This window comes from Porphyrobacter sp. HT-58-2 (genome assembly GCF_002952215.1).
In the GTDB taxonomy this organism is placed as follows: Bacteria; Pseudomonadota; Alphaproteobacteria; order Sphingomonadales; family Sphingomonadaceae; genus Erythrobacter.
Map to the genome: position 1 here is coordinate 904,854 of NZ_CP022600.1, position 20,013 is coordinate 924,866.

At 64.9% G+C, this 20,013-nt stretch carries 17 protein-coding genes; 7 read left to right on the forward strand and 10 right to left on the reverse strand.

The genetic code is table 11. The annotated features are described in order from the left end of the window. Positions 1–80: 80 nt before the first annotated feature. The 3 genes from bchE to CHX26_RS15830 are packed head-to-tail and all read left to right on the forward strand — an operon-like array spanning position 81 to position 2,293. On the forward strand, positions 81–1,694 hold the full coding sequence (bchE, locus tag CHX26_RS04410; RefSeq protein ID WP_104941328.1) for a magnesium-protoporphyrin IX monomethyl ester anaerobic oxidative cyclase: 1,614 nt from the start codon (positions 81–83) through the stop codon (positions 1,692–1,694). After that, positions 1,684–2,154, forward strand: coding sequence for a hypothetical protein (locus CHX26_RS04415; protein WP_104941329.1), 471 nt, complete (start codon positions 1,684–1,686; stop codon positions 2,152–2,154). The genes bchE and CHX26_RS04415 overlap by 11 nt, the downstream gene beginning before the upstream one ends. After that, positions 2,144–2,293 carry a hypothetical protein gene (locus CHX26_RS15830; protein ID WP_172449694.1) on the forward strand — a complete coding sequence of 50 codons (150 nt, stop codon included), beginning with the start codon at positions 2,144–2,146 and terminating at the stop codon, positions 2,291–2,293. The genes CHX26_RS04415 and CHX26_RS15830 overlap by 11 nt, the downstream gene beginning before the upstream one ends. A 4-nt stretch (positions 2,294–2,297) precedes the next feature. On the opposite strand, the gene CHX26_RS04420 is transcribed toward CHX26_RS15830, so the two are convergent. The 4 genes from CHX26_RS04420 to CHX26_RS04435 all read right to left on the reverse strand — a co-directional run bounded on the left by CHX26_RS04420 (position 2,298) and on the right by CHX26_RS04435 (position 4,824). Beyond that, positions 2,298–3,263, reverse strand: coding sequence for a hypothetical protein (locus tag CHX26_RS04420; protein ID WP_104941330.1), 966 nt, complete (start codon positions 3,261–3,263; stop codon positions 2,298–2,300). A gap of 83 nt (positions 3,264–3,346) precedes the next feature. Continuing rightward, positions 3,347–3,670 (reverse strand): hypothetical protein, encoded by a 324-nt coding sequence (locus tag CHX26_RS04425; protein WP_104941331.1) that lies wholly within the window; start codon positions 3,668–3,670, stop codon positions 3,347–3,349. Beyond that, a complete protein-coding gene (locus CHX26_RS04430) occupies positions 3,663–3,878 on the reverse strand; it encodes an Arc family DNA-binding protein (protein WP_104941332.1) in 216 nt (71 codons plus the stop codon). The genes CHX26_RS04425 and CHX26_RS04430 overlap by 8 nt, the downstream gene beginning before the upstream one ends. Before the next feature lie 43 nt (positions 3,879–3,921). Next, positions 3,922–4,824: an SPFH domain-containing protein gene (locus tag CHX26_RS04435; RefSeq protein ID WP_233997273.1), complete on the reverse strand. Its 903-nt coding sequence runs from the start codon at positions 4,822–4,824 to the stop codon at positions 3,922–3,924. A 175-nt stretch (positions 4,825–4,999) separates the two neighbouring features. Here CHX26_RS04435 and CHX26_RS04440 point away from each other — a divergent pair, with 175 nt between their 5' ends. Together CHX26_RS04440 and CHX26_RS04445 are read left to right on the forward strand one after the other, a co-directional pair. Beyond that, positions 5,000–6,985: a TIR domain-containing protein gene (locus CHX26_RS04440; RefSeq protein WP_104941333.1), complete on the forward strand. Its 1,986-nt coding sequence runs from the start codon at positions 5,000–5,002 to the stop codon at positions 6,983–6,985. Positions 6,986–7,029: 44 nt separating this feature from the next. Next, positions 7,030–7,254 (forward strand): hypothetical protein, encoded by a 225-nt coding sequence (locus CHX26_RS04445; RefSeq protein ID WP_104941334.1) that lies wholly within the window; start codon positions 7,030–7,032, stop codon positions 7,252–7,254. A 71-nt stretch (positions 7,255–7,325) separates the two neighbouring features. Here CHX26_RS04445 and CHX26_RS04450 read toward each other — a convergent pair whose 3' ends face one another. Then, positions 7,326–9,701, reverse strand: coding sequence for a trypsin-like serine protease (locus CHX26_RS04450; protein ID WP_104941335.1), 2,376 nt, complete (start codon positions 9,699–9,701; stop codon positions 7,326–7,328). Positions 9,702–9,854: 153 nt separating this feature from the next. On the opposite strand from CHX26_RS04450, the gene CHX26_RS04455 reads away from it, so the two are divergent. Continuing rightward, on the forward strand, positions 9,855–11,849 hold the full coding sequence (locus tag CHX26_RS04455; RefSeq protein ID WP_104941336.1) for a hypothetical protein: 1,995 nt from the start codon (positions 9,855–9,857) through the stop codon (positions 11,847–11,849). Between the two features lie 6 nt (positions 11,850–11,855). On the opposite strand, the gene CHX26_RS04460 is transcribed toward CHX26_RS04455, so the two are convergent. Beyond that, on the reverse strand, positions 11,856–12,401 hold the full coding sequence (locus CHX26_RS04460; protein WP_104941337.1) for a DUF2306 domain-containing protein: 546 nt from the start codon (positions 12,399–12,401) through the stop codon (positions 11,856–11,858). 165 nt (positions 12,402–12,566) lie between these two features. Here CHX26_RS04460 and CHX26_RS04465 point away from each other — a divergent pair, with 165 nt between their 5' ends. Further along, positions 12,567–13,397 (forward strand): LytTR family DNA-binding domain-containing protein, encoded by an 831-nt coding sequence (locus tag CHX26_RS04465; protein WP_104941338.1) that lies wholly within the window; start codon positions 12,567–12,569, stop codon positions 13,395–13,397. A 60-nt stretch (positions 13,398–13,457) separates the two neighbouring features. On the opposite strand, the gene katG is transcribed toward CHX26_RS04465, so the two are convergent. From katG to CHX26_RS04485, 4 genes are all read right to left on the reverse strand, one after another. Continuing rightward, the gene (katG, locus tag CHX26_RS04470; RefSeq protein WP_104941339.1) at positions 13,458–15,662 is read right to left on the reverse strand and encodes a catalase/peroxidase HPI; all 2,205 of its coding nucleotides are present in this window, start codon (positions 15,660–15,662) and stop codon (positions 13,458–13,460) included. A 269-nt stretch (positions 15,663–15,931) separates the two neighbouring features. Beyond that, entirely contained in the window at positions 15,932–17,521 is a 1,590-nt protein-coding gene (gene ahpF, locus CHX26_RS04475) for an alkyl hydroperoxide reductase subunit F (protein WP_104941340.1), read from the reverse strand. Positions 17,522–17,744: 223 nt separating this feature from the next. Then, on the reverse strand, positions 17,745–18,311 hold the full coding sequence (ahpC, locus tag CHX26_RS04480) for an alkyl hydroperoxide reductase subunit C (RefSeq protein WP_104941341.1): 567 nt from the start codon (positions 18,309–18,311) through the stop codon (positions 17,745–17,747). Between the two features lie 419 nt (positions 18,312–18,730). Beyond that, positions 18,731–19,615, reverse strand: coding sequence for a hypothetical protein (locus CHX26_RS04485; RefSeq protein WP_104941342.1), 885 nt, complete (start codon positions 19,613–19,615; stop codon positions 18,731–18,733). Positions 19,616–20,013: the final 398 nt, after the last annotated feature.

Below are 20,013 nucleotides of genomic sequence, written 5' to 3' on the forward strand. Positions count from 1 at the left end.
ACCCTTTTTGATCCAGCGCAAAGCGCGCCGCCGCCGTCTCCCCCACCTTGGCACCATCCAAAGAGGGGGGGATTCGGCCCATGCGCATTCTGTTCGTTCATCCCAATTACCGTTCCGGCGGGGCCGAGATTGCCGGGACATGGCCCCCGGCATGGGTTGCCTATCTCACCGGCCCGCTGCGGCGCGCAGGGTTTGACGACATCACCTTCATCGACGCGATGACCGAAGGCCTGTCGGACGACGAACTGCGCCAGCGCATGACCGCGCTTCAGCCCGATGTGGTCGGCACCACCGCGATCACCCCCTCGATCTATGCTGCCGAACGCGTGCTGGAAATCGCCGCGCTCCATGTGCCGCAGGCGGTGCGGGTGCTGGGCGGCATCCATGCCACTTTCATGTACCAGCAGGTGCTTGCCGAGGCCCCGCACATCGACGTGATCGTGCGCGGGGAGGGCGAGGAGATTGCGGTTGAACTGTTCACGGCGATCAAGGAGGGCCGCTGGCCGCAGGATGCCCGCAGCATCAAGGGCCTCGCCTTCCGCGAGGGCGAACAGGTCATCGCCACCGAGGCTGCGCCCACCATCAAGGATATGAGTTCGATCAAGCCCGACTGGGACGTGCTCGACTGGAGCCAGTATACCTACATCCCGCTCGGAACCCGCGTCGCCATCCCCAATCTCGCGCGCGGCTGCCCGTTCACCTGTTCCTTCTGTTCGCAGTGGAAGTTCTGGCGCGACTACCGTGTGCGCGATCCCAAGGACGTGGTCGACGAGATCGAGGAACTGCACGAAAAGCACGGCGTCGGCTTCTTCATCCTTGCGGATGAGGAACCGAGCATCAACCGCAAGACCTTTGTGAAGTTCTGTCAGGAGCTAATCGACCGCGGCCTGCCCGACAAGGTGAAATGGGGCATCAACACCCGCGTCACCGACATCTATCGCGACAAGGAATTGCTGCCCTTCTACCGCAAGGCGGGTCTCGTCCATGTCAGCCTCGGCACGGAAGCCGCCGCCCAGATGAAGCTCGACCGGTTCAACAAGGAAACCAAGGTCGAGGAGAACAAGGAAGCGATCCGGCTGCTGCGGGAGGCCGACATTTTCGTGGAAGCGCAGTTCATTGTCGGGCTGGATAACGAAACGCCCGAAACGCTGGAAGAGACGTTCCAGATGGCGTGGGACTGGCAGCCCGATCTCGCCAACTGGGCGATGTATACGCCCTGGCCCTATACCCCGCTGTTCGAGACGCTGAAGGATCAGGTCGAGGTTCACGATTTCTCGAAATACAACTTCGTCACCCCGATCATGAAACCTGCTGCGATGGAGCGCGGCGAGCTGCTCGACGGGGTGATGAAGAACTACCGCCGCTTCTACAGCCGCAAGGCGCTGTTCCACTATCCGTGGCGCGGGACCGGGTTCCGGCGGCGCTATCTGCTCGGGTGCCTGTGGGCCTTCCTGCGCGCCGGGTTCAAGCGCACCTTCTACGACCTCGGCAAGGCGGGTTACTGGGGGCCGCAGACCAAGAAGCAGCTCGATTGGCACTTCGATGAAAGCCGTCTCGCCGCTGCTGACGCCGCGACCGACTGGGAAACCAATGCCGACAAGGCCGCGCAGGCACAGGAACGCCGCGAGGCGGTGCGCGCCCAGATGAAAGAGCGGGGTGAGAACCGGAAGCGGGATCGGATCGATGTCGATTGAGGCGCGGTTCCACGCGCGGCGACGTGAGGGCGCGCTGATCGGGCCGAATGCGGTGCTTCAGGCGGTAGCAGTGATGGAACAGCGGCTTGGGGTTGCCGAAACTCAGGCGATTCTCGCCGACGCGCAGATCGCCCGGCTCCCTTCGGGCGCGCACATGATCCCCGAGATCGAGGCGCTCAGGCTCCACCGCTGGCTGGCGCTGCATGATCCGATGGGATGCTTCGTGATCGCCGAGGAAGCGGGTGCGCGCACCGCCGATTACATCATCGCCAACCGCATCCGCGCGCGCCGCCTGCTGGCTGCTGCGCCGCCTGCCTGCCGTCCTTGCCGCCCCGGTGTTGATGGCAGCGATCAGGAAGCACGCCTGGACTTTCATCGGCGCAGGGGCCTTCACCACCGCAGGGGCCTGGGCCTTCACGATCGACCGCTCGGGCGCGGACGACACCACCATGCCGCCTGACAGCCTGTTCCACTGGTACGCGGCGGTCTTCACCCGGCTCTATCGCGCCCTGGTGGCACCCGACTGCACCTGCACCATGCAGGAGCCCGATTGCGAGATCGTGCCGCGCCGCAGCTATCGGATCGCGCGCCGAGCCTGATCCGCTATTCAGGTGCGGGGCCACAGCTCAGGCGGATTTCGCTGCCCTTCAGATCATAGGTCAGGGACGAACAATGGGCGATCTGGTCGCGCCCGATCCGCGTCAGCAGGTCAGGACGCCCGCGCCCCTTGCGGCGGCTGACGATGATCCGGCCCTTTTCGAAGCGCGGATCATCGGCGGCGATATCGCCCACGCGGTCAGGCTCGCCGTAATCCTCGATCCGCACCGCAAAGCGATCCACCACCAGTTCGCCGAGTTCGATCGGACGGGCGATCCGCATCATCCGGGTGGGCCGCTCGACGGCGAAATGCATCAGGGCAAGGCCATCCGAGCCGGGCTCGAACCCGCCGTCCTGATGGGTCGCGATGAAGTTGGCGGTAGGGGCCGTGATGAGGTTTTCGGCGCGTTCGGGGACGAAGATCATCATCAGCTTCTTCTTGCCGACCGGCACCTCGGTCCCGATCCGCGCATTATTGCCCCCGGCACGCTTCATCGGGAAGCGCAGCAGGCGCTCGCCTTCAACCGGCGGACGCAATGCGAAGGTAATCCGGTCATGGGGCAGGTATTGCGGGCCGATCACCCCATCGGCCCTGTCTGATACCGCCCGGCCAGCCCAGCTGACAGGGAGCATCGCCGGCCCAGCGCCGAAATCGGCCGCGACCGAGGTGATCTCACCATCGACCGTGACCGGCCCGAACTGCCACCCGCGCCGGTAGTCGCGCATCAGCCAGAGCCGCTGGGCGACGTCCGGGTTGATGATCGGCGGCCCGAATGCCTCAGCCGTTACCTCCAGCCGGACAAGCTCGCCATTGAGCGTGAGGGTGACGAGGTTGTTACCCTCCAGCACCAGCTCTGCCGGCAGTGGGGGGAGCGGCAGGGGGGCGGACCCTGGTGCAAAGGCGTCAGGCGGCGCAGGCTGCTGCGCTCCCAGCGCGGGGGCAAAGGACAGCGCCGCAAGCAAGGCAAGCACATGAGGCAGGCACGCTGGCATCGGATAGCACTCTGAAATCAGGGCCTTGCAGTCTAGCGCGCAGCCCCGGTCATCGCAATCATTCAGCCGCGGCGCTTCGCCTTGCGCTCCGCTTCGCGTTTCAGCGCGAGCATCTGGCCGACATCAACCACTTCGGCGCGGGCCTTCATCCAGCGGATCATGGCGATGGTCCAGACCAGCATCGCGGCCAGAAACAGGCCCAGCGCTATGAAGAATGCGGGCTCGCCTTCATGGGCTTGGGCATAGATCCCAAAGGCAGCGACCACGGGCATCAGCAGAGCTACCCACAGGCCCATCAGCAACCAGCCCCTGCGGCCACGCGGTACGATGTTGAAATTGCCGGGGCCGCGCCGATACAGTACGAAGGGTTTGTCTTCATCACGCATCGCTGTTTCCTTTACTGGCATCGCCTGGCGGGCGTCCGCGGCGCGCGGGTGTGCTGCGGGCGGGCTTTACCCCGCGCCGCGTCAGCGCCTCGCGCAGCAGAATCTCGATCTCGGCGTTGACGCTGCGCAGTTCGGCATCGGCCAATCGCTGGATTGCATCGTGCAGCGCCGGATCAAGACGCAGGGCAAAGGCTTTCTTGGCAGGCATGTTGGCAAAATCCGCCCTATCCCCTGCGGGCGGCCTTTCTCCTTTAGTAAAGCGACCCTGCGTTCACGACCGGCTGGGCTTCCTGCTCGGCGCAGAGCACCACCATCAGGTTCGACACCATCGCCGCGCGGCGTTCGTCATCCAGTTCGACCACGTTCTTCTCGCTGAGCTGGGTCAGCGCCATCTCGACCATCGAGACCGCGCCCTCGACCAGCTTGGCGCGTGCCGCGATGACGGCTTCGGCCTGCTGGCGGCGCAGCATCGCACTGGCGATTTCGGGGGCATAGGCAAGGTGGGTGAGACCGCATTCGTCGACCGTGATCCCCGCCACCGACAGCCGCTCGATCAGCGCAAGGCGCAGCTCGGCGCTCACTTCCTCGTGGTTTTCACGCAGGGTGATTTCGGTATGTTCGATATCGTCATAGGGATAGCGCGAGCCGATCTTGCGAACCGCCGCTTCGATCTGGGCGGTGACGAATTCGCGGTAATCGTCGACATCGAACAGCGCCTGCGCGGTGTCGGTCACGCGCCACACGACTTGCGCCGCCATTTCAATCGGGTTGCCGCGCGCGTCGTTGACCTTGATCTTTTCGGAGATGACGTTGTTGGCACGCACCGCGATCTTCTTGCGGGCGAGCCACGGCAACACCCAGCGCAGGCCTTCGTTGCGATCAGTACCCTTGTAGGCGCCGAACAGCTGGATCGCGGCGGCTTCGTTGGGGTTGACCATGTAGAACCCGCTCAGCGCCAGCACGCCCGCTGTCAGGCTGATGATCGCCCCGATCACCGCCAGCCCGTTTTCCTCTTCCGGCCCGACGCCGGCGATGAACAGCATCACTGCCAGCGCCACCAGCGCAAGGCTGACCAGCAGCATCACATAGCCGCTCTGCGTCGCGGCCGGGGTTTCGCGGCTGCGATTGAGGGCAGGGGTATCATCAAGTGCCATGACGAATCTCCAATTCGATATAATTATGATATCATATTTATATCAGATTCGTGGCCCGTCAAGCCGATTTGGCCAGACACTGCGGCTGGGCTGCTCATCATCGCTTGGCGAGAGGGCTGGTTTCGCTGTAACTGTCTGACACGGCCGGGCCGCAGCAAAAGGGGGGCAGACACTGGTGCAAGGCGGCAATGACAGCCCGATTGGCGCGCGCCCGCTGGTGTTCATGAGCTATTCGCGCGGCGATCTGGCGCGTGCGCGGCCGGTGATCGATCTGCTCGAAGGGGCCGGGTTCGATGTGTGGTGGGACGGGCGGCTGGAGGGCGGCGAGAACTTTCTCCAGACCACCGAAGCCGCGCTCGAAGGGGCCGATTGCGTGGTGGTGTTGTGGTCGGCAACCTCGGTGGCCTCGCACTGGGTGCGCGACGAAGCCCAGCGCGGGCGCGAACGCGGATGCCTTGTGCCGCTGACGATTGACGGCACGATGGCGCCACTGGGCTTCCGGCAGTTTCAATTGCTCGACATCAGCGGGTGGGACGGCTCCGCGGGCAGCGATCTTGCACAGCGCATCCTTGTGGCGGTGCAAGCGCGGACGGGGGTGGACGTCGCGGCGTCACCGGTTTCGCGTCAGTCCCTTGCCAGCCACGCTTCATCGCCTGCCCAGGCTTCGTCCCAAGGCGGCCTTGCGCTGTCGCGCCGGACGCTGATGATCGGCGGCGCAGGCGTGGCGGGCGCAGCGGGCCTTGCGGGCGCCTGGCAGTTCGGCCTGCTGGGCTCTCCCGCCTCGGCGGCGATCTCGATGGTGGTGCTGCCCTTTGCCAATCAGACCGGCGATCCTGACAAGAAGTATTTTTCCGACGGCCTCTCACGCGAACTGCGCACCAAGCTTGCCCGCAATCCGCGCCTCAAGGTCGCGGCGCCGACATCATCAAGCGCGATCGAGAGCGAGGATGATTTCGCCATCGGCCGCAAGCTCGGGGTCGGCCACATCCTGCGCGGCAGCGTCCAGCGCGATGCGGTGCGGGTGCGGGTCAGCGCCGAACTGGTCGAGATCAGTGGCGGACTGGTGCGCTGGGCCGAAACCTATGACCGCGCGCTGGAGGATGTGTTCGCGGTGCAATCGGAAATCGCCGAGACCGTCGCCGTATCGCTGGTGGCCGAAATCGCCAGCGCCAGCGAAGCCCAGCGCGCTGCGGCAGCGCAGCAGGAAATCGGCGGCACCAGCAATGTCGCCGCCTATGAAGCCTTCCTGCGCGGCATGGCGCTGTATGATCTTTCCGCCGGGGAGGACACCAACCGCGCGGCGGTGGAACAGTTCGATGCCGCGATTGCCGCCGATCCGAACTATGCCGCCGCCCATGCGATGCGATCATCGATGCTCGCCTCGGTCGCCAACACCGCGAGCAACAGTGCCGAATCGCGCAAGCTGTTCGAGGAGGCGCTGGCTGCGGCCAAGCGATCAATCGCCATCGAGCCGCGCCTGTCGCGCGGGCATCTGGCGCTGGGCTTCGTGCTCAACAACGGCTGGCTCAACACGGCCGAGGCTGCGACGCACTACAATGCCTCGCGTGAGCTTGCGCCGGGGGATGCCGACGTGCTGCGCGCGGTCGCCAATTTCCTCGCCTATGGCAAGGATACGGCGGGCGCGGTGCGGCTGATCAATGAAGTGCTGGAGCTTGACCCGCTCAATGGCCGGGCGTTCCGTTCGGCAGGCTATGTGCTGCTGTTCGCGCGCGATTATGCCGGCGTGGTGGAGCGCATGAAGCAGGGGCTGGCGCTCAATCCGAGCCTGTCGGGCGCGCAGTTCGGCATTGCCATCGCGCAGCTGATGCAGGGCGATCCGGCAGCGGCCACGGCATCGGCCGATGCCGAGGTGGGCGAGGCCTATGCCCTTGCCGTCAAGGCCATCGCTGCGCATCAGCAGGGCGATGCGGCAGGATCGGATGCGGCGCTCGCCAAACTGGTGGCCTATGGGGATGGTCGCCGTTACCAGCGGGCCGAGGTGCACGCCCAGCGGGGTGAGACCGAAGCGGCGCTGGCCTTGCTGGAAGAGGCGCTGGAAGTCCTCGATCCCGGCCTGCTGTGGGCGCCCAATGACCCGCTGCTCGATCCTCTGCGCGGCGAGCCTGCGTTCCAGCGTTTGCTTTCCCGTATCGGCTCATGATACCACCTCAGCGCCCAATAGGGGGCTTATGAGGGGTACGAGCAATGAAGAAGATCGTGACTGTCGCCGTTGTGGCGGCTGGCGCTCTGGCGTTGTCAGCCTGCGGCGCCAAGGAAGAAGAAGCACCGGCCGAGGCCGCCGAAACCGAAATGATGCCGGCCGCTGAAGAAGCGCCCGTCGCCGAAGAAGAAGCGCCCGCTGCCACCGACGATGCAGCCGCCAATGCCGATGATGTCGACGAGAACGGCAATCCGATCGTTCTCGACTGACGGAAAATTTCACAACAACACGGTGCTTCCCTGCGCGATGACCCGAAACGGCCGGGTCTGCCGCGCAGGGATTACCTTCGCCCGGTGAAGGCCTGTGCCGGAAAGGCTGGCCCCATCACCCGCTGCAGCCACAGCTGCACCAGCGGATGCATGATCCGGGTATAGCGGCTGGGCTTGCCGTTCTGCCCGCAATTGACCCCGCCGCTCACCACGCCGATCAGGACAGGCGCGCGCATCACATTTTCCGACAGGATCAGAGGGCCGCCGCTGTCGCCATTGCAGGCCTGCTGACGGCCGGTCTCGCGCGCACAGAGCACCAGATCTTCGCGCGCACCGCCAAAGCCGGTGATGGCAGAGCAGCTGTTCCGATCACGCAGCGCCACCCGCCCGCGCAGCAGACTGGTCGGTGCCCCGGCAACGCCGGGCTTGGTGCGCCCCCAACCGAACACGAACGCCTCCATCCCATCGGCGATGGTGCGCTGGTCGACGCCCTCGCTGTCCAGCGTAATGCGTCGCAGTTCGCCCGCAAGCGTGCCGCTTCGTACGGCTCTCGTGTCATATCTGATAAGCGCAATGTCGAAGGCGAGCGCCCGGTCGCGTCGGCGACCCAGAAAATCGGGGTGCTGGAATGTTTCGAGGATCCGGTATTCATGCCCTTCCCGGCGGCTCGCGGGATTGTTGACCCCGAGCCGGATCAGGTGGCCGCTGTTCGCGCCGACCGCCACGCCCTGATCCATCAGGCAATGGGCTGCGGTCAGCACCCAGCCCGTGGCGATCACCGAACCGCCGCACAGCACCTTCTGGTTGGCTGGCACGGTGATGTTATTGTCCTCACCCGGGCGCTTGATCACATCGGGGCGCCACACCAGCGCGGCCCATGGCGCGGTTCCCGCCTTGACGGGAGTGCCCCTGATCACCCGCATGAGCGGTTTGCACACCCTGTCGCGATAGAACACGCCTCGGAACTCCACCACATGGTTCCGGCATGACCGGGCGCGGTCATCCTCTTCTGTTTCCGGCCCGTCAGCTTCGGGCATTTCGGGGATTTCGTCACGCCCATCGGACAGCCCTGCATAATCAAAGCCACCGCTGTCTTCGGTCAGCGGCGCGGCGGGATCGGTCTGGATGCGCTCCGCCAGCACCTTGCAGGCTTCACGGTCTCCGGCATTGCAGGCGATGTCGTATAGCGCATAGGCGCGCGGCACGTTGGCGGGCATGATCTGCCCCTGTTCCAATACCGCAGCAAGCTGGCGGCAGGCCTCGAAGCCATCGGCCGTGCAGGAGCGGAACAGATAGTACTCGATCCGGTCGGCATCGCCAGGATCGGGGGCGGAGGCGCTGTCCGCAGACGATACCATCAGATCGCCGACCACCCCGCAGATCCAGCGCGTTTCGTTGGTATCCGAGGCAGTCTCGCACACTGGCCCGAGCAGCACGATGGCGCGCGCAGGATCCTCGCGCGGGCCATCCTTTTCGGCATAGAGTAGTCCCACATCCCTGCAAGCTTCGCGCTCGCCGGCATCGCACGCGCGGACCAGCAGCGGTTCGTTGCGCAACGCTTCGAAGTTGATGCAGCCGCCTTGCCATTGCTGGCAACCGCGCTCGTAATAGGCCAGGCCAGCCTGCACTCGGTCTTGGTTCGGGGTGTCGTGCCATTCCCCGCGGAAGATCGCCCGGCCAAGCACGATGCAGGCGTCCAGATCACCGGCATTGCAGCTCAGTTTCTGGAACTGACGGGTCTGCGGCCCCGGTTCGCTTTCGAGGCCGCGCCAATATTCGAGCCCGGCGTGGCAGGCTGGCACATTGCCCTGCTGACATGTGGCAATCAGGAGCTGGCGCCCGCGCTCAAGCGCACCGGGATCGCGCGGCGCGGCAATCAACTGCTTGGCCAGAGCCACACAGGCTGTCGGCATGCCGCCGTCGCAGGCCACCCAGCGCACCATCTCGGCGGCCTTGGGTTCGGGCGCTCCGAACACGCCTCTCGCGAGATTGTCTGCATGGGGTTCGCACGCCGACAGCACGCCCCCCTCGCACGCCTTGGCAAAGGCATTGGGAGCCGTCAGGTCACCAGGAAGCGGATCGGCGCTTTGCATCAACAGGCCGAGCAGGTTGCAGCCATTGGCATCGCCGCCATCGCAGGCCTGGCGATAGAGCACCTCGGCGACCGGGCGCACCAGCAGGCGTCCTTCGCCGCTCTGGTAAGCAATCCCGAGTGTCGTGCAGGATGCTGCCATTCCGGCATCGCATTCGGCCTCGGCCCGGTCGGCCTCGGCCTGCTGCCGGCTCAAGAGCGCGTCGTCAGGTAAAACCGGCACTGATCGTTCGATCGGCTTGGAATAACTGCGCACCGTCGGCACGCCCTGCGGCTCCTGCGCGGCAACCGGTGTGGCTGCCACGGCCAGCAGAGCCAGCACCCACTCCACCAGCCTCGATCCACGCCTGCGCATTGCCGCGCTCCCCCAATACCCGGTAATAATGCCTCTTTCCCCGATCAGCGTCAAACCGGCGGGCCTTGCGCGGTTCGTGCTTGTAAGCCGACATGACTAGCGATTAAGCACCCAAGAGCCTGTCGCTGACGGCGGGCGGGAGACGAAGCGCCCATGCCTGCCGATCTGCCAGCGAGCCTGCCTGCCCCGATCCGTGACAGCTGGCAGTCGCATCTGGCGCTCGGCATCACCGGGCATCGTGCTTCCAACCCTTCGTTTGCGGCCCATGCCGCGGCAATTGCGACGGCGCTGGAGGCGCTGTTCGCCCGGATTGACACGATTGCAGCAGGCCTGCCGGGCGCGCGCGGTGCGGTGCGGCTGCATTCGCTGCTGGTCGATGGGACTGATCAGGTCGCCGCCGAACTGGCCTTGGGGCGCGGTTGGGAACTGGCAGTACCGCTGCCCTTCGGTGCCGATCTCAACGCCGCGATCAACGCACACCCTGCCAGCGCGGGCGATGCAGCGGCGTTGCTGGCCAGCAGGCCGGTTGCCGATCCCGCCGTCACTGCGCGGGCTGATGCGATCAGGGCGATCACCGCCCGCGCGCAGCTGTTCGAACTTGCCCACCGCGATGCCGAGGTCGAAGCCTTGTGGCTTGCCACGCTTGCCGATCCCGAAGACCGCGTCGCCGCCCGCGCCTTTGATGCGCTTGCTTCGGACAATGTTGCGCTCGCCGGAAGGGTGATGATCGAACGCACCGATCTGATGGTCGCGGTGTGGGACGGCAAGGTGGCGAACCTGCCGGGAGGCACCGGCCACACTGTCACCGCCGCCCTGACGATGGGCGCGCCAGTGCTGTTGATCGACCCGGCCCGGCCCGATGCCTGGCACATCCTGACCCGCCCCGAAGAGCTTGGCCACCTGAGGAGGACAGGCGCGGACACAGCCGCCCCCGACATGGCGCGGCTGGAGGCGATCATTCGTCAGGCGGTGGTCGCCGAGGGCTGGAGCCCGGCGCAGCTGGCGCGCGAGCAATGGCGGCCGCGCAGCGCGCGCCGGTTCGGGCTCTATCGCCGGATCGAGCGTGTGTTCAGCGGTGAGGGCGGGGCTTTTGCCTCGCTGCGGCTCGAATTCGAAGCGCCTGAGGCCATTGCCGCAGGTAGCGGAGCCGGGGTGATCGCTGCTGCCGAGGCGTTGCCCGGCGGTGACGGCGCAGTGGCCGCGCGGCTGGCCCGCGATGTGCTGCCGATGTTCGCCTGGGCCGACGGGATCGCCAGTCGCCTTGCCGACGCCTATCGCAGCGGAATGTGCGTCAACTTTGTGCTGGCGGCGCTGGCGGTGATCGTCGGTCTGGCTTTTCTGCCTACGGGTCTGAGCGAATTCAAATGGGCCTTTGCCGGGGTCGAGCTGCTGCTGCTCGCCGGGATTCTGGCGCTGACCATGGCAGGGTCCCGGCGCGGCTGGCACCGGCGCTGGTTTGCGATGCGGCGCGTGGCTGAATACCTCCGCCATGCTCCGGCGCTGCTGCTGCTGGGCGTGGCGCGCCCGACCGGGCGCTGGCCACGGCCGGGCGGGAGCGGGGGCGAGGCAGAGTGGCCCGAACATTTCGCCCGCCATGCGCTGCGCGATGTCGGGCTGCCGCAAGTGCGCGTGACCCGCGACTACCTGCGTGCTGGGCTGCGCACCGCCGTCTTGCCCCATGTTGCCGCGCAGCGCGCCTATCACGCTGCCAAGGCACACCGGCTGGAAGCGGTGCATCACCGGCTCGACCGCACCGCAGCTACCTGCTTCGTTCTCGCGGTCGCTTCGGTGTTGGCCTATCTGGTGATCAAGGGCGCTGGCGTGGCCGGTATCATCCCCAAGAGCCTTGCGGCTGACCTGTCGCCGGTCTTCACCTTCCTCGGCGTTGCCTTCCCCACGCTCGGCGCGAACCTTGCGGGCATCCGCTATTTCGGCGATTTCGAACGCTTCGCTGCGATTTCGCGGGTGGCGGCGGAACGGCTTGCCGGGATCGAGGCCCGCATGACACTGCTGCTGTCAGGCACGCCCGCAGCGTTGACCTATGGCGCGGCGGCGGATCTGATCCATGCCCTTGATGAAGCCGTGGTCGAGGAAATCGCCAGCTGGCAGGCAGTGTTCGGGGCCAAGCACCTCGCCCTGCCGGCTTGAGGCGCATCATCCCAGCAGCATGACATTCATCAGCCGGCCGGGAACGAGGAAGGCGGCAATGCCGGGGATCATCAGCGCGGTCAGATAAGTGAACACCAGATGCCGCTTGTGCGCCCGGATATCACCGCGTCGGGCGGTCGCGATGACCTTCCAGGCAGCGTGGAAGGTGATCGGCACGAACAGGTGGATCCAGCTGTAGCCGCCCGAAGACTGGATGAAGATCGCCGAGGTGGCGGTCACCAGCATCAGCGCCAGCCAGACCTTGCCGAGCCGCTTGTGCAGCGCGGTGCCCTTCCTTGCGAGCAGCAGCCAGCCGCCCAGCGGGATCGCGGGCAGCACGGTCGCGACATGGATGATGATCGGCAGCTTGTTGTAGTAATGCAGGTTCTCGACCATCCCGAGGCCCGCCCGGCCCAGCGCGACCAGCACGGCAAAGCTCATGGTGAAGCAGGCGAGGCTGACGGCGGTGCGGGCCACGGGGCCGATGTCGAAGCGGTCCGTGGTGCGGGCCGAGGTGCGGCGGATGGCAAAAGGCAGGGTGATGGCGTTCATCGCGGGTCTCCTGTGCAGCGGTGTGTCGGTTGCTGAAATCAGGATGGCGCCGGGCCGCTCGCGGGCAATCGCGCCTGCGCAAATGGCGAGGATCCTTCGCGAAATGACCCGAAATGCCGCGCTTTGCCACTTTACGAAGCGCGAACGGACGGGCACTTGCCTTGCATGAGCCAAGCGGCAGAGCCTTTCACGCCCCATCCCTTGCGCCAGATTCTGATCGATCTGGCGGTGATGAGCGTGATCGGGGTGTTTCTCGGCCTGATCGGGCCATTCGGCAGCGATGCCATGCCGCTTGCGCCGCGACTGCTGAGCTGGCTGGCCTTCGCCTATCTCGGCTATGCGATCTATCGCCCGATGGGTGTGGTGGTGACATGGGCCGAGCGCAGGCTGGCCCTGCCGCGCGCCGGGCTGTGGGTGGCTGCGGTGCTGATCGCGACCGTGCCGATGAGCTTTGCCGTGCAACTGCTCGACAGCATGCCCGATCCGGTGCTGTGGCCGGGGCTCGAGATGATGATGGCGCATTATTCGGCGGTGCTGGTGATCGGCGGCGGGGTGACGCTGCTGTTCAACCTGCTGAAGCCGGGACGCTCGCCCGACGCGGACGCGCTGGCGGTGCCGCCTGCCAGCGCCACCCGTCCAGCACAGGCTTCCCTCGCGCCTGAGCCTGCACCGCCTGCCGCGCCGTCCAACCCGCTGCTCGACCAGCTCCCGCCCGCACTCGGCAGCGCGATCATCGCGCTGGAGATGGAGGATCACTATGTCCGTGTCCACACCGCGCTGGGATCGGCGCTGGTGCTGATGCGGATGCGCGATGCCGTCGCGCTGCTGGGCGAGCTTGAGGGGATGCAGGTGCATCGCAGCTGGTGGGTGGCGCGCGGCGCGGTGGAGGATGTCCTGCGCGATGGGCGCAACATCCGTCTGTGCCTGCCGCGCGGGATCGAGGCACCCGTCGCCCGCGCCAAGGTTGCCGAATTGCGCGACGCGCGCTGGATCTGACACGCAAAAAGGCCCCCGGTGTCGCCACCGGAGGCCTCTCTCAATCAGTCAGCCAGCGCCTCAGTGATACTTGGCGCAGGTCACGTCGAAGCGATCAGCGTTCATCACCTTGTTCCAGGCCGAGATGAAGTCGCACACGAACTTGCCCTCGTTCCCGCCTTCGGCATAGACCTCGGCCTGGGCGCGCAGCATCGAGTTGGAACCAAACACCAGATCGGCGCGGGTGGCGCGGTATTTCTCCGCCCCGGTGGTGCGGCAGGTGCCGACATATTCCTCGTCGCCCGAGCCTTCGACCGGAGCCCACTTGGTGCTCATGTCGAGGAGGTTGCGGAAGAAGTCCGGCGTCAGCGTGCCCACGCGATCGGTGAACACCCCGTGCTTGCGGTTGCCGCTATTGGCACCCAGCACGCGCAGCCCGCCGACCAGCACGGTCATTTCCGGGATCGACAGGCCGAGAAGATGCGCCTTGTCGATCAGCATCTCCTCGGTGCGGACATCGGCCTTGGTCTTGAGGTAGTTGCGGAAGCCATCGGCGAAGGGTTCGAGCGGCTCGAAGCTTGCCGCGTCGGTGTGTTCGTCGGTGGCATCGCCGCGCCCGCCCATGAACGGCACGGTCACGTCGAAGCCGGCATCCTTCGCCGCCTTCTCGACCGCCGCCGAGCCTGCCAGCACGATCGCATCGGCCACCGAAAGCTCGCCGCGATGCTGTTCGATCACACCCAGCACACGGCTGAGTTCCTCCGGATCATTCGCCGCCCAGCCGCTTTGCGGCGCCAGCCGCACGCGCGCGCCGTTGGCACCGCCACGGTGGTCCGAATTGCGGTAGGTCGAGGCCGAGGCCCAGGCCGCCTTGACCAGTTCGGAGACAGTCAGCCCGCTGCCGAGGATCGCCGCCTTGAAGCGCGCGACTTCGGCATCCGACGCCGGACGGCCGGGAGGCACCGGATCCTGCCAGATCAGGTCTTCCGCCGGGACTTCCGGCCCCATGTAGCGGATCTTCGGTCCCATGTCGCGGTGGCACAGCTTGAACCAGGCGCGGGCGAAGGCATCATCCAGCGCCGCCTGATCGTTCAGGAACTTCTCGGAAATCTTGCGATATTCCGGATCGCGCTTCAGCGCCATGTCGGCGGTGGTCATCATCGTCGGCACCTTCTTCGACGGATCGCGCGCGTCGGGGGCCATGTCTTCCTCGGTCTGGCCGATCGGTTGCCATTGCCATGCACCGGCAGGCGACTTGACCAACTCGTAGTCATACTTGAACAGCAGGCGGAAGTAGTCGCCGCCCCACTGGGTCGGATTGTTCGACCACGCGCCTTCGATGCCCGAAGTGGTGATGTTGCCGCTGGCGATTTCACCCTCGTCGACCAGCCAGCCGAAGCCCATCTGGTGCAGTTCCTCGCTTTCCGGAGCGCCTGCGAAGGTGTCAGCCGGGGCTGCGCCATGGGCCTTGCCGAAAGCATGGCCGCCAGCGGTCAGCGCCACGGTTTCCTCGTCGTTCATCGCCATGCGGGCAAAGGTTTCACGCATGTCGCGGGCCATGCCTTCGGGATCATGCGGGTTGCCCTGCGGCCCTTCGGGGTTGACATAGATCAGGCCCATCTGGATCGCGGCGAGCGGGTTGTCGAGCGCCGCACCTTCCTTGGGGCGGATGCGGGTGGGAACGCCTTCGTTGACCCACTGTTCTTCGGTGCCCCAGTAGACGCTTTCCGGCTCGTAGACGTCAGCGCGCCCACCGCCGAAGCCGAACACCGGCCCGCCCATCGATTCAATCGCCACGTTTCCGGCGAGGATGAACAGATCGGCCCAGCTGATGTTCTTGCCGTATTTCTGCTTGATCGGCCAAAGGAGCCGGCGGGCCTTGTCGAGGTTGCCGTTGTCGGGCCAGCTGTTGAGCGGAGCAAACCGCTGCTGACCTGAGCCCGCCCCACCGCGCCCGTCACCGGTGCGATAGGTGCCGGCGGCGTGCCAGGCCATGCGGATGAAGAACGGGCCATAGTGGCCGTAATCGGCCGGCCACCACGGCTGGCTGTCGGTCATCAGCGCGGTGAGGTCGGCCTTGAGGGCATTGTAATCGAGCGCGTTGAACGCCTCGGCATAGTCGAAATCCTCGCCATAGGGGTTGGCGCTGCGGCCACCTTCCTTGAGGATGTCGAGCTGCAAGGCCTCGGGCCACCAGTCGCGGTTGGTGCGACCCAGCAGGCTGCGCATTTCGGCGGAACCGTGGAACGGACAACCGCCGCCTATTTCTCCGGTCTTGGCATCCATGATCGTTTCTCCTCTCGACTGTTATCGTGTCAGACTCGCCCCGCAGGGACAGGCCTATGAGACGAAGATTACGCTTTCAGGATGGCCCGTCCAATCGATTAATGCGCAGGGATTGATTGAGCAGGGCGATTAATCAGCCTCGTCATTGCGAGCGGAGCGAAGCAATCCATGGATTGCTTCGTCGCATGCGGCTCCTCGCAATGACGAACAAAAAAGGGCGGGCTCTCCGATGAGAACCCGCCCCCTTTGCTGAAGCGGTACGAAGCGCTTTACGCCGCCTGCGCCACGTCCTCGACCGGTTCGTTGCGGATCAGGAAGTCGAACGCGCCGAGGCCTGCCTTCGCGCCTTCGCCCATGGCGACGACGATCTGCTTGTGCGGCACGGTGGTGCAATCGCCTGCCGCATAGATGCCGGGCAGGTTGGTCGCACCGTGATCGTCGATCACGATCTCACCGAACTTCGACAATTCGAGGCCGGTCTCGCGCAGCCATTCGGTGTTCGGCACCAAGCCGATCTGCACGAACACGCCTTCGAGCTGGATGCGGCGTTCCTCGCCATTGGCGCGGTTCTTGACCACCAGCCCGCTGACCTTGCCGTTTTCGCCGAGGATCTCCGTGGTCTGGCCGTTGGTGATGATCTCGACATTGGGCATAGAGCGCAACTTGCGCTGGAGCACTTCGTCGGCGCGCAGCTTCACGTCGAACTCGATCAGGGTGACGTGGCCGACAATCCCGGCAAGGTCGATCGCTGCCTCGACCCCGGAATTGCCGCCGCCGATCACCGCGATGCGCTTGCCCTTGAACAGCGGGCCGTCGCAGTGCGGGCAATAGGCCACGCCCTTGTTGCGATACTCCGCCTCGCCCGGCACGCCGAGATTGCGCCAGCGCGCGCCGGTGGAAAGGATCAGTGACCGGGCGCGTAACGAAGCGCCGTTGGCCATCACGACCTCGTGATAGCCGCCGATTTCCTTGGCCGGCTTGAGTTCGACCGCGCGGGCCAAGTCCATCAGGTCGATGTCATATTCGCCGACGTGCGCCTTCAGGCTGTCGGTCAGCTTCGGCCCTTCGGTGTAGGTCGTGCCGGGCAGGTTCTCGATCCCGAGCGTGTCCATCAGCTGCCCGCCGAAGCGTTCCGCCGCGATGCCCGTGCTGAAGCCCTTGCGCGCGGTGTAGACCGCCGCCGCCGCGCCCGCGGGGCCGCCGCCCACCACCAGCACCTCGAACGGCGCCTTGGCGGCGAGCTTTTCGGCCTGCTTGGCGTCGGCATTCTTGTCGAGACGGCTGAGGATCTCGGCCAGTTCCATCTTGCCGTTGTAGAACGGCTCGCCATTCAGGAAGGTCGCCGGCACGGCCATGATGTCGCGCGCCTCGACTTCGCTCTGGAAGGTGCCGCCTTCGATCAACGTGGCGGTGATGCGCGGGTTTTCGAGCGCCATCAGGGTCAGCGCCTGCACCACGTCGGGGCAGTTGTGGCACGACAGCGAGAAGAACATCTCGAAGTGATAATCGCCCTCAAGCGCGCGCACCTGTTCGATCAGGTCGGCGTCAACCTTGGGCGGGTGTCCGCCAGCCCACAGCAGCGCGAGCACCAGTGAGGTGAATTCGTGGCCCATCGGGAGCCCCGCGAACCGCACCCACTTTTCCGCGTCACTCTCCCGGCGGATGACGAAGCTCGGCTTGCGATCATCGGTGCCGTCGAAGCGTGCGGTCACGAGATCGTGCAGCGACGCGATCTGTTCGATCAGCGCGCGCGTCTGGCGTGACTTCTCGCATTCGCCGAGCGAGGCGACAAGTTCCACGCCTTCACGCAGATTGCCGAGATAGGTCTTGAGCTGGGCCTGCATGGCAGCATCGAGCATGGGAATCCTCCGGGCGCGGGCAGAGAGGCCGCGCGGGTCAAATTGATGCGATCCGTGGGTGGGCAACACGAGGCCGGACGCCTTCACCCCAAATGGGGGGGAGGGGTGGTGACATCCGGCCCCGGCTACGACCCGAGGGCTCTTTGAAAGGCTCTCGGGCTTTTACGACCAGCGCAAGTCCAGGGGGGGTAGGTCCTGCGCGGGCCGGTCTTGTCGGGTCAGGTCAGATCTTGCCGACGAGGTCGAGCGAAGGAGCCAGCGTGTCGCTGCCTTCTTCCCACGCCGCCGGGCAGACCTGACCGGGGTTGGCGCGCACGTACTGCGCGGCCTTGATCTTGCGGGTCAGTTCGTTGGCATTGCGGCCTACGCCTTCGCAAGTGATTTCCATGATCTGGATCACGCCGTCCGGATCGACCACGAAGGTCGCACGGTCGGCAAGGCCCACGCCTTCACGCAGCACGCCGAAGTTGTTCGACAGCACGTGGTTCTGGTCGCCCAGGAACGGGAAGGTCAGCTTGCCGATCTTGTCCGAGGTGTCGCTCCACGCCTTGTGGCTGAAATGCGTGTCGGTCGAGACGGCATAGACTTCGACGCCCATCGCCTGGAGCGTGGCGTACTTTTCGCCCATGTCTTCCAGCTCGGTCGGGCACACGAAAGTGAAGTCGGCCGGGTAGAAGAAGAACACCGACCACTTGCCAGCGAGATCCGCGTCGGTGACGGTGAAGAAGTCCTTGCCCTTCTGGAAGGCGGTGGCGGTGAACGGCTGGATGGTCGAACCGATGATACCCATGGGAGTTTGTCCTTTGGTTGGGTGGTTGAGAGAGGGTTGATCTGACGATGCCCAAATAGGGATTATTGCGATGCACAAAAGTTGATTTGTGCGATTGCGAAAATCGCTTTTTTCAATCAGCGGCGTGGGAACCGATCGGATTTGGCGGTCAGGCTCATGCGGCGCCCGTGCAAGCTCCGAGGACACGGGCACAGCGGTTGGTCTGCTTTTCGGGGTTGCCGCCGGATTTCGCTATGGCCGAAACTGGGTGGATTGGCGAATGGCGGGTTTTATTCAATGCTGCCCGGTGATCAGCTTTCGCGTAATGACATCCCCGGCGCGGGCAGTGAGACCGAAATTGCAATCGGCACCGCGCGGCTTTCGAGCCGCCACCCCGAACTGACACAAGCGCCCTCAGCAAGCACGCATGTACGCCGACGCTAACAGCTGAGGCGGATTTCCTGCGCGCTCTTGATGTATTCAATCATGCTGCACTGCTCTAGAGCGGTGCGACCAATTTCGAACGAGAATATCGGATTTGGGCCCTTGTTGTCCGGAGCGGTCACGACGATTTCCGATGGGTCGTCATCGGCTGAAGCCGGTTCGGGAAGCCTGTCGCCTGCGCCCAACCCATCAAGCCGATCGCGAACGCGCACGGCAATGGCATCGAAACTGAACGGCCCGATAACCAGCGGGCGACCAAGACGAACAAGCCTCACCGGCCGTTGGACTCCGAAAAAGATGGGCTCTTCCCAGACTTCGTCAGTAGCCACACCATCATAAGCCTTGGCAATCGCTGCACCGGCGGCGGCAGAGGCAATGGGATAGGAGCCTGTATTTTCGACCGCAAAGAGAAGTCCCATCGACCCACCATCATGGGTAAATCGGGTGAAGCTCTGCGTATCGATCCTGCCAAACAAAGGAAAACTATACGGTGTGGCCAATGCCCCGCCGAGCCGTATCGCGACACGATCATGGGGAAGGGCCCAAGGACCGACGCTGCCATGACCCTCTATACCAGACACGCCCTCAAACCAAGAAACGCGCGCCTTGTGCGGCATGCCTTCAACGGTAAACTTGATCGACCGGTTGCGTCCGGTCAGCACTTTGGTTTTACCGATCTTGATATTCGACTTTCCCATCGGGAAGGCTGGCTTGATCTCCAAACGGGCAGCCGTTTCCGGGAGCAGGTTAAAGAAGTCAATCGCTCCCGTATGGAGCGCGATTTCCAGCAGCTCGCCCTTAACCTCGACCTCTATAGGTTCATCGAGGTCGAGGCTAAGGGCGTCATCTTGCGCAGCAACGGCTTGCGCCGTCACTGCCATAAACGAAGCGATGGCCCAACAGGCCTTCGTGCAATTCGCTCTTGCCCACACCATTGCGACAAGCTCCAAATGAAGCTTTGTTTCGTTTCACGTTTTTAGCTTAGACGCAATACGAGACCGGTCTCCTTAGTCGGATCAAAAACACAGCGACCAGAATGGGGTCGGAACCTGAAGGGCAGCTTTTTGCGCAGCTCCCTCGAAAGCGGACCTTCACCCCTCGCCGTTTCCTACGTCGCACACCGCTGATATCGTGGCAGCCGGCTCTTTCCTATCGTTGTGTCCGGCCTGCGAGGCCGTTTGCTCTCCAAGGCGTGAGAAAAGGCCCGCGTCCCCTGTCCGTCAACTTGCGCAGAGTGGTTATAAGAACCTGTAATTAATATGAAAAGTGCATAGGTCAC

Coding starts and splice junctions, on each gene's coding strand:
- CHX26_RS04455 (WP_104941336.1), top strand. CDS start 9,855: ATGCCTGCCGATCTGCCAGCGAGCCTGCCTGCCCCGATCCGTGACAGC.
- bchE (WP_104941328.1), top strand. CDS start 81: ATGCGCATTCTGTTCGTTCATCCCAATTACCGTTCCGGCGGGGCCGAG.
- CHX26_RS04430 (WP_104941332.1), bottom strand. CDS start 3,878: ATGCCTGCCAAGAAAGCCTTTGCCCTGCGTCTTGATCCGGCGCTGCAC.
- CHX26_RS04415 (WP_104941329.1), top strand. CDS start 1,684: ATGTCGATTGAGGCGCGGTTCCACGCGCGGCGACGTGAGGGCGCGCTG.
- CHX26_RS04465 (WP_104941338.1), top strand. CDS start 12,567: ATGAGCCAAGCGGCAGAGCCTTTCACGCCCCATCCCTTGCGCCAGATT.
- CHX26_RS04445 (WP_104941334.1), top strand. CDS start 7,030: ATGAAGAAGATCGTGACTGTCGCCGTTGTGGCGGCTGGCGCTCTGGCG.
- CHX26_RS04425 (WP_104941331.1), bottom strand. CDS start 3,670: ATGCGTGATGAAGACAAACCCTTCGTACTGTATCGGCGCGGCCCCGGC.
- ahpF (WP_104941340.1), bottom strand. CDS start 17,521: ATGCTCGATGCTGCCATGCAGGCCCAGCTCAAGACCTATCTCGGCAAT.
- CHX26_RS04435 (WP_233997273.1), bottom strand. CDS start 4,824: ATGGCACTTGATGATACCCCTGCCCTCAATCGCAGCCGCGAAACCCCG.
- katG (WP_104941339.1), bottom strand. CDS start 15,662: ATGGATGCCAAGACCGGAGAAATAGGCGGCGGTTGTCCGTTCCACGGT.
- CHX26_RS04485 (WP_104941342.1), bottom strand. CDS start 19,615: ATGGCAGTGACGGCGCAAGCCGTTGCTGCGCAAGATGACGCCCTTAGC.
- CHX26_RS04450 (WP_104941335.1), bottom strand. CDS start 9,701: ATGCGCAGGCGTGGATCGAGGCTGGTGGAGTGGGTGCTGGCTCTGCTG.
- CHX26_RS04460 (WP_104941337.1), bottom strand. CDS start 12,401: ATGAACGCCATCACCCTGCCTTTTGCCATCCGCCGCACCTCGGCCCGC.
- ahpC (WP_104941341.1), bottom strand. CDS start 18,311: ATGGGTATCATCGGTTCGACCATCCAGCCGTTCACCGCCACCGCCTTC.
- CHX26_RS15830 (WP_172449694.1), top strand. CDS start 2,144: ATGCCGCCTGACAGCCTGTTCCACTGGTACGCGGCGGTCTTCACCCGG.